Source organism: Pseudomonas sp. Sample_22 (assembly GCF_004307635.1).
Classification (GTDB): domain Bacteria; phylum Pseudomonadota; class Gammaproteobacteria; order Pseudomonadales; family Pseudomonadaceae; genus Aquipseudomonas.
Genome location: NZ_RCNY01000034.1, coordinates 1 through 11954, shown reverse-complemented (window position 1 = coordinate 11954; position 11954 = coordinate 1). Strand labels below are relative to the sequence as shown.

At 59.4% G+C, this 11954-nt stretch carries 10 protein-coding genes; 5 read left to right on the top strand and 5 right to left on the bottom strand.

The window, feature by feature from the left end:
• Window positions 1-204 precede the first annotated feature (204 nt).
• From D8U73_RS09540 to D8U73_RS09520, 5 genes are all read right to left on the bottom strand, one after another.
• Window positions 205-1302 carry a polyamine ABC transporter substrate-binding protein gene (locus D8U73_RS09540; RefSeq protein ID WP_056853448.1) on the bottom strand — a complete coding sequence of 366 codons (1098 nt, stop codon included), beginning with the start codon at window positions 1300-1302 and terminating at the stop codon, window positions 205-207.
• 239 nt (window positions 1303-1541) lie between these two features.
• A complete protein-coding gene (locus tag D8U73_RS09535; RefSeq protein WP_056853449.1) occupies window positions 1542-2426 on the bottom strand; it encodes an ABC transporter permease subunit in 885 nt (294 codons plus the stop codon).
• A complete protein-coding gene (locus D8U73_RS09530; protein ID WP_177336560.1) occupies window positions 2423-3304 on the bottom strand; it encodes an ABC transporter permease subunit in 882 nt (293 codons plus the stop codon). The genes D8U73_RS09535 and D8U73_RS09530 overlap by 4 nt, the downstream gene beginning before the upstream one ends.
• A gap of 29 nt (window positions 3305-3333) precedes the next feature.
• A complete protein-coding gene (gene potA / locus D8U73_RS09525) occupies window positions 3334-4476 on the bottom strand; it encodes a polyamine ABC transporter ATP-binding protein (protein ID WP_056853451.1) in 1143 nt (380 codons plus the stop codon).
• A 370-nt stretch (window positions 4477-4846) separates the two neighbouring features.
• A complete protein-coding gene (locus tag D8U73_RS09520; RefSeq protein ID WP_130904326.1) occupies window positions 4847-5608 on the bottom strand; it encodes a gamma-glutamyl-gamma-aminobutyrate hydrolase family protein in 762 nt (253 codons plus the stop codon).
• 284 nt (window positions 5609-5892) lie between these two features.
• Here D8U73_RS09520 and D8U73_RS09515 point away from each other — a divergent pair, with 284 nt between their 5' ends.
• The 5 genes from D8U73_RS09515 to D8U73_RS09495 all read left to right on the top strand — a co-directional run bounded on the left by D8U73_RS09515 (window position 5893) and on the right by D8U73_RS09495 (window position 11745).
• Entirely contained in the window at window positions 5893-7269 is a 1377-nt protein-coding gene (locus tag D8U73_RS09515; RefSeq protein WP_056853453.1) for a glutamine synthetase family protein, read from the top strand.
• 175 nt (window positions 7270-7444) lie between these two features.
• On the top strand, window positions 7445-8935 hold the full coding sequence (locus tag D8U73_RS09510; protein ID WP_130904325.1) for an aldehyde dehydrogenase: 1491 nt from the start codon (window positions 7445-7447) through the stop codon (window positions 8933-8935).
• Between the two features lie 54 nt (window positions 8936-8989).
• A complete protein-coding gene (locus tag D8U73_RS09505) occupies window positions 8990-10288 on the top strand; it encodes an FAD-binding oxidoreductase (protein ID WP_130904324.1) in 1299 nt (432 codons plus the stop codon).
• A 327-nt stretch (window positions 10289-10615) separates the two neighbouring features.
• On the top strand, window positions 10616-11164 hold the full coding sequence (locus D8U73_RS09500) for a cupin domain-containing protein (RefSeq protein ID WP_007895886.1): 549 nt from the start codon (window positions 10616-10618) through the stop codon (window positions 11162-11164).
• 110 nt (window positions 11165-11274) lie between these two features.
• Window positions 11275-11745: an anti-virulence regulator CigR family protein gene (locus tag D8U73_RS09495; RefSeq protein WP_130904323.1), complete on the top strand. Its 471-nt coding sequence runs from the start codon at window positions 11275-11277 to the stop codon at window positions 11743-11745.
• Window positions 11746-11954 lie beyond the last annotated feature (209 nt).

Below are 11954 nucleotides of genomic sequence, written 5' to 3'. Positions count from 1 at the left end.
GGGACGCTCCGCGTCCCTCGCCAGAGCTGGAACGCAGAGCGTCCCTTGAGGCGTGCCCACGCAGAGCGTGGGAACGATCCTCACTCCGCGCCGTTATTTGATCGTTCCCACGCTCCGCGTGGGAATGTAGCCCGGGACGCTCCGCGTCCCTCGCCAGAGCTGGAATGCAGAGCGTCCCTTGAGGCGTGCCCACTCTCTGCGCCGTTATTTACCCAACTTCACCTTGGTCCAGCCGCGGGTCATGATCCGCTGTACGGCAATCGGCTGGTCAGGAATGGCATACAACGTCGCCATTACGGCTTCAGGCGGGTACGACCCCGGGTCGTTGCGAATCGCCTCATCCACCAAAGGCGTTGCCGCCGCGTTGGCGTTGCTGTAGCCGATGTTGTTGGTGATCTCGGCGATGATGTCCGGGCGCATCAGGAAGTTCATGAACTGATAGGCCTCTTCGACGTTCGCTGCATCACGCGGGATGGCAACCATGTCGTAGAAACTGCCGGCACCTTCTTTCGGGATGCTGTAGTCAATCTTCACCTTGTCGCCGGCTTCCTCGGCGCGGGCCTTGGCTTGCAACACGTCACCGGAGTAACCGACGGCGACGCAGATGTTGCCGTTGGCCAGGTCAGAGATGTACTTCGACGAATGGAAGTAAGACACCGACGGGCGAATCTTCATGAACAGCGCTTCAGCTTCGGCGATGTGCGCCTTGTCGCGGTCGTTGACCGGATAACCCAGGTAGTGCAGGGCGGCCGGGATCATTTCGGTCGGCGAATCGAGGAAACTGATACCGCAGGCTTTGAGTTTTTCAGCGTTTTCCGGTTTGAACAGCAAGTCCCAGGAGTTGGTCGGCGCGTTGGCACCCAGCACTTCCTTGACCTTGGCCGGGTTGAAGCCGATGCCGATCGAACCCCACATGTACGGGAACGCATGAGCGTTGTCCGGGTCGCTGGCGGAGGCGTTTTTCAGCAATACCGGATTGAGGTTTTTCCAGTTCGGCAGCTTCGATTTGTCCAGTTCCCGATAGACGCCGGCCTTGATCTGCTTGGCCAGGAAACTGTTGGATGGCACGACAATGTCATAGCCGGATTTGCCCGCCAGCAGGCGCGCTTCAAGGGTTTCGTTACTGTCGAAGACATCGTAGGTCACGCGGATGCCGGTCTCGTCTTCGAACTTCTTGACGGTGTCCGGGGCAATGTAATCCGACCAGTTGTAGACGCGCAGAACCTTGTCATTGGCCTGGGCGCCCGAGGCGATCGCGCCCAATAAGGACAGTGTCAGCAGAGTCCTGCCAAACATTTTCATCGGTACAACTCCATTTCTTTTCTTATTCAAATACACAAAACAAAAATCAGAATTCAGAACCTGTGGCATTGAGCCCCAATACCCGGGGGCTTGATACAGTGCCTGTCTGGGGGGGAACTCAGTGCCTGTGGCGAGGGAGCTTGCTCCCGCTGGGCTGCGCAGCGGCCCCAAAATTGTGTGAGTGCTGCACACTCAAGCGGGAGCAAGCTCCCTCGCCACAAGGAGCAAGTCCCAGCGACTTACGCCGTCGCTCCCAACATCTTCTTCTCGGGCGCCTGCCAGGATTCGCTGGCGGTCTGGTCCATCGCTTCCTGGATCGCGCGTTTACGGCTGGCTTCGGCACGTCGGCTGAAATACCAGACCATGAAGGTCACGATCGAAACAGCCAACAGAATCAGGCTGGCCACGGCATTGATCTCAGGCTTCACACCCAGACGCACCGCCGAGAACACTTCCATCGGCAGGGTCGTCGAACCCGGGCCGGAAACGAAGCTCGCCAACACCAGGTCATCCAGCGACAAGGCGAACGACATCATGCCGCCCGCTGCCAGTGACGGCGCGATCATCGGAATGGTGATCAGGAAAAACACCTTGAATGGCTTGGCGCCGAGGTCCATGGCCGCTTCTTCGATGGACAGGTCCAGTTCGCGAAGGCGGGCGGAGACTACCACTGCCACGTAGGCGGCACAAAACGTGGTGTGGGCGATCCAGATCGTGACGATGCCACGCTCCATCGGCCAACCGATCAACTGCGCCATGGCCACGAACAGCAGCAACAGCGACAGGCCGGTAATCACCTCGGGCATCACCAGCGGCGCGGTGACCAGGCCACCGAACAACGTACGGCCCTTGAAGCGCGTGACACGGGTCAGCACGAACGCGGCCAATGTCCCCAGTGCGACTGCTGCGATTGCCGTGTAGCAGGCGATTTCCAGCGAGCGCACCACCGAACCCATCAGTTGCGAGTTGTCGAGCAGACCGGCGTACCACTTGAACGACCAGCCGCCCCACACCGTCACCAGTTTGGATGCGTTGAACGAGTAGATCACCAGGATCAGCATCGGCAAGTAGATGAACGACAGGCCGAACACCAGCATCAATTTTGAAAACCCGAAACGTTTCATCCCCGTGCCTCCATCTCTTTGGCCTGGCTGCGGTTGAACAGCAGAATCGGCACAATCAGGATCAACAGCATGACCACCGCCAGCGCGGATGCCACCGGCCAGTCACGGTTGTTGAAGAACTCTTGCCACAGTACGCGACCGATCATCAGGGTCTCCGGACCACCCAGCAGTTCCGGGATCACGAACTCGCCCACCACCGGAATGAACACCAGCATGCAACCGGCGATGATGCCGTTCTTGGCCAGCGGCACGGTGATTTTCCAGAAGCTGTTGAAGGTGCTCGAACCCAGGTCCGACGCGGCTTCCAGCAAGCTCTGATCGTGCTTCACCAGGTTGGCGTAGAGCGGCAGGATCATGAACGGCAAGTAAGCGTAAACGACGCCGATATACACCGCGATGTTGGTGTTGAGGATCTCGATCGGGTGTGAGGTCAGGCCTGTCCACATCAGGAAGCCGTTGAGCAAACCGTTGTTGCTGAGAATGCCCATCCACGCGTAGACGCGGATCAGGATCGCCGTCCAGGTCGGCATCATGATCAGCAGCATCAGGACGTTTTGCGCTTCCTTGCTCGCCTTGGTAATGGCGTAGGCCATCGGGAAACCGATGACCAGGCACGCCAGTGTGCTGAAGAATGCGACCTTCAACGAACCGAGGTATGCCGAGAGGTACAACTCGTCTTCACCCAGCAACGTGTAGTTGCCGATATTGAGCAGCAGGTTGAATTTCTGCTCGGCGTAGGTGTAGATCTCCGAGTAGGGCGGAATGGCCAGCGCGGCTTCCGAGAAGCTGATCTTCATTACCAGGAAGAACGGCAACATGAAGAACAGGCACAGCCATACGAATGGAATGCCGATCACCAGTTTTCGCCCACTGGGCACCAGGCGCAGGAATTGCTGATTGAAGGTTCTCATGCGCGCAGTACCACGCCGCTGTCGTCTTCCCACCACACGTAGACCTGATCGTCCCAGGTCGGACGCGCGCCCCGGCGTTCGGCGTTGGCCATGAACGACTGGACAACCTTGCCGCCGGGCAGCTCGACGTAGAACACCGAGTGGCCGCCGAGGTAGGCGATGTCATGCACCTTGCCGCTGGACCAGTTGTAGCGCGTGTCGGGTTTGGTGGTGCTGACCAGCAGTTTTTCCGGACGGATCGCGTAGGTGATCGACTTGTCCTGCACCGACGTGCTGACGCCGTGGCCGACGTAGATCTTCTGTTCCAGGTCCGGGCTGTGAATGATGGCGTGACCTTCGAGGTCTTCCACCACGGTGCCGTCGAAGGCATTCACGTTGCCGATGAATTCGCAGACCATGCGGCTGACCGGCGCTTCGTAAATGTCCACCGGGCTGCCGATCTGGGCGATCCAGCCCAGGTGCATGATTGCAATGCGCTGGGCCATGGTCATGGCCTCTTCCTGGTCGTGGGTCACCATCACGCAGGTCACGCCAACGCGCTCGATGATCTCCACCAGCTCCAGTTGCATCTGCGAGCGCAGCTTTTTATCCAGCGCGCCCATGGGTTCGTCGAGCAACAACAGCTTCGGCCGCTTGGCCAGGGAACGGGCCAGCGCCACGCGCTGACGCTGACCACCGGACAACTGGTGCGGTTTGCGCTTGGCGTATTGGGTCATGTGCACCAGACGCAACATTTCTTCCACGCGGGCGTCGATTTCGGCGGCGGGCAAACGGTCCTGCTTGAGGCCGAAGGCGATGTTCTGCGCCACCGTCATGTGCGGGAACAGGGCGTAGGACTGGAACATCATGTTGATCGGCCGTTCGTACGGCGGCATGTCGGTGATGTCGACACCGTCTAGCAGAATCCGGCCTTCGGTCGGGCGCTCGAAGCCGGCGAGCATGCGCAGCAGCGTCGATTTACCGGAACCGGAACCACCGAGCAGGGCGAAGATTTCGCCCTGATGGATTTCCAGGGACACATCGTCCACAGCGGTGGTTTCGTCGAATTTCTTGGTGACGCGGTCGACTTTCACCAGAACCTTTTTCGGTGCCTGGTGACCTTCAAGAGCCTTCCTGTAGATGCTGGAGGCGTTTGCCATGTGAAACTCCCAACAGGTTTCAGTCGTCGGGCCAACGCGGCCTGACTTAATAGTTGATTGCAAACCCGAGGCGAGCGATGCCGGCCAATTCATTTGCGGTCCTTGTGGGAGCTGGCTTGCCAGCGATGAGGCCCTGGCAGTCAACATGATCGTTGACTGACCAACCGTCATCGCTGGCAAGCCAGCTCCCACAGGGAATTGCATTTGCATTGCTGGCATCACCCATCCCGCCGGGTTTATTCGGCGCCGCCGTCCTGGCTGCCTGGTCGTGCTTGTTGTTATTGCAGTGTGTAGTTGTCGTGAAGGGCAGGCGCGCCAAGGCTCGCCTGTGATCTTCACGGGGCAGTAAATTGAATATTCGGGGTTTGAGTCAGCGCAAATTACGCAACGCTGCCCGTTGTCGGCACGCGTCACCAAACGCCTGGAAAATTCTCAGGTAGGGAGGGTTATCCAGCACCTGCCACTCCGGATGCCATTGCACACCGAGGGCGAAGGTTTTGCTGTGCTCGACCGAGACCGCCTCGATCAAGCCATCCGGCGCGACGGCTTCGGCGCGCAGGCCGGGGGCCAGTCGGTCAATGCCTTGGCTGTGAATCGAATTGACCTGGAACACCGTCGGCAGATCCAGCGCTTCGAACACACCGCCCGGTTGCACATTCACCTCATGTGCCGGTGCGTATTGCACGGCCAGGTCCGGGTGATTGGCTTCGCGATGATCGAGGAAGCCAGGGAGTTCATGGACCTTCTGATGCAGGCCGCCGCCGAACGCCACATTCATCTCCTGGAAACCCCGGCAGATGCCGAGCACCGGAACGCCGGCAGCGATGGCCGCACGGATCAGGGGGAGGGTGGTGGCATCCCGCGCCGGATCATGATCCGTGCCGGGGGCGCTGGCGGGGCCTTGATAGTGGAAGGGTTCCACATTCGAGGGCGAGCCGGTCAGCAACAGACCGTCAAGCTGCGGTAGCAGATCCTCGATTTCGGTCAGGTCGCCTAAGGAAGGAATAACGACGGGCAGCCCCAGCGCCGCAACGCTGACAGCGCGCAAGTACTTGTCGCCGCTGACGTGGTAGGGGTGCAGGCCAATCTGTTTGACGCACGCAGTAACGCCGATCAATGGCTTGAATGCCATTTTTATCACCTCGAAGTTTGACACTTGAACGAGCTTTTCCGGAGCTTAGCCTTGTTGATTTTAATTAACAACTCCCATGTAAAAAATTCTAAACGCCGCGCGTCCGATCTTCAGGATTTACAGGTGTTTCGAGGCTGGTTTGGCACTCTCGTGCCGCTTGGAGGCCCGAAAATAAAGGTCGAAAGGCGCGGTGTTCGCTATTGACTTCACTTTGCCTTTCGGATTGACTGGCTGCGTGAAAGGGCGGTGAACATAATAATTAACAGTAAAAAAATAGGTGCATCATGTCGGTCCCTCTGCGTACCGTTCAACTCAACGAAGCAAACGCATTCCTTAAGAAATATCCTGAGGTTTTGTACGTCGACCTTCTGATTGCGGATATGAACGGTGTGGTGCGCGGCAAGCGCATCGAACGCACCAGTCTTCATAAGGTTTACGAGAAAGGCATCAATCTGCCGGCTTCCCTGTTTGCTCTGGACATCAATGGCTCCACGGTGGAAAGCACCGGCCTGGGTCTGGACATCGGCGACGCCGACCGTATCTGCTACCCGATCCCAGGCACCCTGAGCATCGAGCCATGGCAGAAGCGCCCGACCGCGCAACTGCTGATGACCATGCATGAAATCGAAGGCGAGCCGTTCTTCGCCGACCCGCGTGAAGTGCTGGCCAATGTCGTGCGCAAGTTCGACGACCTGGGGCTGACCATCTGCGCCGCGTTCGAACTGGAGTTCTACTTGATCGACCAGGACAACGTGAACGGTCGACCGCAGTCGCCACGTTCACCGGTGTCCGGCAAACGTCCGATTTCGACCCAGGTGTATTTGATCGACGATCTCGACGAATACGTCGACTGCCTGCAAGACATCCTCGAAGGCGCGAAAGAGCAGGGCATCCCGGCAGACGCCATCGTCAAGGAAAGCGCCCCGGCGCAATTCGAAGTCAACCTGCACCACGTGGCTGACCCGATCAAGGCCTGCGACTACGCCGTCCTGCTCAAGCGTCTGGTGAAGAACATCGCCTACGACCACGAGATGGACACCACCTTCATGGCCAAGCCGTATCCGGGCCAGGCGGGCAACGGTCTGCACGTGCACATTTCGATTCTCGACAAAGAAGGCAACAACATCTTTGCCAGCGAGGATCCCGAGCAGAACGCCGCACTGCGTCACGCGATCGGCGGTGTGCTCGAGACCCTGCCGGCGCAGATGGCGTTCCTCTGTCCGAACGTCAACTCGTACCGCCGCTTCGGCGCACAGTTCTATGTGCCGAACTCGCCGAGCTGGGGGATCGACAACCGTACCGTTGCCGTGCGGGTGCCAACCGGTTCGCCGGACGCCGTGCGCATCGAACACCGAGTGGCTGGCGCCGATGCCAACCCGTACCTGCTGATGGCGTCGGTATTGGCGGGCGTGCATCACGGCCTGACCAACCAGATCGAACCGGGCGCTCCGGTTGAAGGCAACAGCTACGAGCAGAACGAACAGAGCCTGCCGAACAACCTGCGCGATGCACTGCGCGAACTGGACGACAGCGAAGTCATGGCCAAGTACATCGACCCGATGTACATCGACGTGTTCGTGGCGTGCAAGGAGAGCGAGCTGGCCGAGTTCGAGAACTCCATTTCCGACCTTGAGTACAACTGGTACTTGCATACCGTGTAACAGCGCCGACACCCAACCCGTGGCGAGGGAGCTTGCTCCCGCAGGGCCGCGTAGCGGCCCCAAAAGATGGGACTGCTGCGCAGTCCAGCGCGAGCAAGCTCCCTCGCCACAGGCTACTTACCACTCGCTCCGTCTGTTAACACGACCATCTATTCCCCTGCGTCGAGTCACAACAATGACAATTACTCGCAGCGATTGGGAGCAACGCTTCCAGTCCCTCACCATCGAGAGCCGTGCCTTCATCGACGGCCAATACTGCGCGGCTGCCAGTGGCGCCACGTTCGAATGCTTAAGCCCGGTGGACGGCCGTTTCCTGGCGAACGTCGCCAGCACCGATGAAGCCGATGCCAACGCCGCCGTCGCCGTGGCACGCCGCACGTTCGAATCCGGCGTCTGGGCCAACCTCGCCCCGGCTGAGCGCAAGCGCATCCTGATTCGTTTTGCCGACCTGATCCTGGCCAACCAGGAAGAACTGGCGTTGCTCGAAACCCTCGACATGGGCAAGCCGATCAGCGACTCCATGAGCATCGACATTCCGGCCGCCGCCAACGCGATTCGCTGGACCGCCGAGGCCATCGACAAACTCTACGACGAAGTCGCCGCCACACCACACGATCAGCTGGGCCTGGTGACGCGCGAAGCGGCCGGCGTAGTGGCGGCCATCGTGCCGTGGAACTTCCCGCTGATCATGGCCAGCTGGAAATTCGCCCCGGCCCTGGCGATGGGCAACTCGTTCATCCTCAAGCCTTCGGAGAAGTCGCCACTGACGGCGATCCGCATCGCGCAACTGGCACTGGATGCGGGCATTCCCAAAGGCGTATTCAACGTTTTGCCAGGCTTCGGCCACACCGTCGGCAAGGCGCTGGCGTTGCACATGGACGTTGATGTACTGGCCTTCACCGGCTCCACGGCGATTGCCAAGCAGCTGATGATCTACGCCGGACAAAGCAACATGAAACGCGTCTGGGCCGAAGCCGGTGGCAAGAGCGCCAACGTGGTGTTCGCCGACGCACCGGACTTGCGCGCTGCAGCACAGGCTGCCGCTGGTGCCATTGCCTTCAACCAGGGCGAAGTCTGCACGGCTGGCTCGCGCTTGCTGGTGGAACGCTCGATCCGGGATCAGTTCATTCCGCTGCTGGTGGAAGCCCTGCAAGGCTGGAAACCCGGACACGCGCTCGATCCTGCAACCACCGTCGGCGCGGTGGTCGACCAGCGTCAACTGGACAACGTGCTGCGCTACATCGCCATCGGCAAAGAGCAGGGCGCTCAGCTGATCGCCGGTGGCAGCCGCACCCTCGAAGACACCGGTGGCCAATACGTGGAGCCGACGATTTTCGACGGCGTGACCAATGCCATGACCATTGCCCGGGAAGAAATCTTCGGCCCGGTATTGTCGGTGATCACCTTCGACACAACGCAAGAAGCCCTGGCGATTGCCAACGACAGCATCTACGGCCTGGCCGCCGGTGTCTGGACCGCCAACCTGAGCAAGGCGCACACCTTCGCCCGTGGCCTGCGCGCCGGCAGCGTCTGGGTCAACCAGTACGACGGCGGCGACATGACCGCGCCGTTTGGCGGGTTCAAGCAGTCGGGGAACGGTCGGGACAAATCGCTGCATGCGTTCGACAAGTACACCGAACTCAAAGCGACCTGGATCAAGCTCTAAGACCTTTATAAGCGGCGGTCGTCGGCACATTGTCGGCGACCTTCGGAGAAACGTATGAAACAGAACTCTTCAACCCAACAGCATGTAAACAGCTACTACGCCGCCACTCGCAACTTCACCGGTGATTTCCCGGTGCTCGAAGGCGCGGTGGACTGCGATGTCTGCGTGATCGGCGCAGGCTACACCGGGCTGTCTTCGGCGCTGTTTTTGGCCGAAGCGGGCTACAGCGTCACCGTGCTTGAAGCGGCGAAAGTCGGCTTCGGCGCCAGCGGGCGCAACGGTGGGCAACTGGTCAACTCCTACAGTCGCGACGTCGATGTCATCGAAGAGCGCTATGGCGACAAGACTGCCGAAGTGCTCGGCAGCATGATTTTCGAAGGCGCCGACATCATACGTCAGCGCATACAGCACTACGACATCCAGTGCGACTACCGCCCCGGCGGCATTTTCGCGGCGATGAACAAAAAGCAACTCAAAGGTCTGGCCGAGCAGAAGAAGAGCTGGGAACGCTACGGCAACAAAAACCTGACACTGCTCGGCGAAGCCGATATCAAGCGCGAAGTCGGTTCCGACGCTTACGTCGGTGGCTTGCTGGATATGCAGGGTGGCCACATCCATCCGCTCAACCTGGCCCTTGGCGAGGCTTCGGCAATCATCGGCCTGGGTGGCAAGATTTACGAACAATCGGCGGCGGTGGAAATCACTTACGGCGAACCGATCACTGTGCGCACGGCCAAAGGCGTGGTGAAGGCCAAGTACCTGTTGATCGCCGGTAACGCCTACCTGCCGCAAGGCCTCGACAACCGAGTGACCAGCAAGAGCATGCCGTGCGGCTCGCAGATCGTCGTTACCGAGCCGTTGTCGGCGCAGCAAGCGCGTAGCCTGATCAAGAACAACTACTGCGTCGAAGACTGCAACTACCTGCTCGATTACTACCGCCTGACCGCCGACAACCGCTTGCTGTACGGCGGCGGTGTGGTCTACGGCGCCCGTGAACCGGACGACATCGAGCAACTGATCCGCCCGAAAATCCTCAAGACCTTCCCGCAACTGAAGGACGTGAAGATCGACTATCGCTGGACCGGCAACTTCCTGCTGACCATGTCGCGCATGCCGCAATTCGGCCGTATCGAAAAAAACGCCTACTACATGCAGGGCTACAGCGGCCACGGCGTCACCTGTTCGCACCTGGCCGGCAAGCTGATTTCGGAAATGATCCGCGGCGACGCCGAGCGTTTCGACGCGTTTGCCTCGCTGCCGCACATGCCAATGATCGGTGGGCGAACCTTCTCGGCACCGCTGACGGCCCTTGGCGCGGTGTACTACTCGCTGCGTGATCGGTTAGGCATCTAAGTGTTACCTCACCGGTGGTGCCCCAATCAGGTGCCGCCGGTTTTTTACATCAAAAACATCGCTTCCGCCCCCGGTAGGAGCCGGCGTGCTGACGATTGCGGTGTGCCAGTTCAAATTGTAGGAGCAAGGCTTGCCCGCGATAGCACCCGTTCAGACGGCATTTGAACCGTCTGACAGACCGCTATCGCGAGCAAGCTTTGCTCCTACAGCAACACCAGCAAACGTGATTTAATAGCCGCCTTTCACGTTTCCGGGACCGGAAAACGGCGTGATTCGCGCCGGCCATCCACCCCCATTACCCTTAAGTACCAAGCACATAAGGCTGTCATGGACACGGGCTCACGACTCAAATTAGTACGCGAAAGCTACAAACTGTCCCAGCGCGAGCTGGCCCGGCGTAGCGGCGTCACCAATGCCACCATTTCCCTGATCGAACAGAATCGAGTCAGTCCTTCCGTCAGCTCCCTGAAAAAGCTGCTCGAAGGCATCCCCATGTCCTTGGCCGACTTCTTCACCTTCGACCAGCCACCCCGGGAACACCAATACGTCTTCCGCGCCAACGAACAACCCGACCTGGGTCGCCACGGTCTGCGCCTGCTGTTGATCGGCGCTTCCGTACCGAGCCGGCAGATGCGTTTGCTGCGCGAGCAGTACGCACCGGGCGCCAGCTCCGGTGAAGAGCCGATCGTGCATTCCGAAGGCGAAGAGTGCGGGCTGGTGACGCGCGGTACGGTCGAGCTCACCGTTGATGGCCAGATCAGCGTACTGAATGCCGGGGATGGCTATTACTTCCCGACAACCCTGCCGCACCGGTTCAGGAATATCGGGGCGGATGAGGCGGAAATCATCAGTGCGAATACGCCGGCGAACTTCTGACCGGGCAGCCCTTTGTTGTCGGTCGCGTTCGCAATGCCGCATCAATGGAAACTATTGCCTGCCACATCGTCTAAATTTCAGGGACTACTCCCGTCACGAAGGAACGACTCATGATCAGGTCTCGATCGTTGATTGCAGCGGTGACAAGCGTGGTGCTGGTTTTCGGCTCTGTGACTGCCCTGGCAGATCCCGGTAACGGGAAAGGTCAAGGGAACGGCAAGAACCACCCACAAAATGCCCAGGACCACGGCAACCAGGGCAGCCATGGCAACAAAGGAAAAAATTCCGGGGGCGGTGACTGGGGCAACGGCCCGAGCATCAATCGCTCAAATATCGTTGGCATTGTTGATGGCTACCGCGATTACTGGAGCCCAGGTCCTGCATTGCCACCGGGCATCCAAAAGAATCTTGCTCGCGGCAAGCCGCTTCCGCCAGGCATTGCCAAGAAGCTCGATGGCCGGTTGATCGGCAGATTGCCTCATTATGACGGGTACGAGTGGCAGCAAGTCGGCACGGATTTGATCCTGGTCGCGCTGGCTTCCGGGCTCATCTACGAGATTCTCGATAATGTGTTTGATTGACGTTCGAGCGTAGGTTCGGCCTGTGAGCCGTCCGTCGCGGTCTTTTGAACCGAAAGGGTGATATCGCGTCTTACGTTACGCGATATCAACCCCTACGGAAGCAATCATGCTTTTAAAAAACAAGAGTCTTCTAGCTGTCATGTCCTGCGCTTTGATGTTGGCAGCGGCCCCGTTGTTACCTGCTGACTTTTCCTTGATCAGTTCAGCAG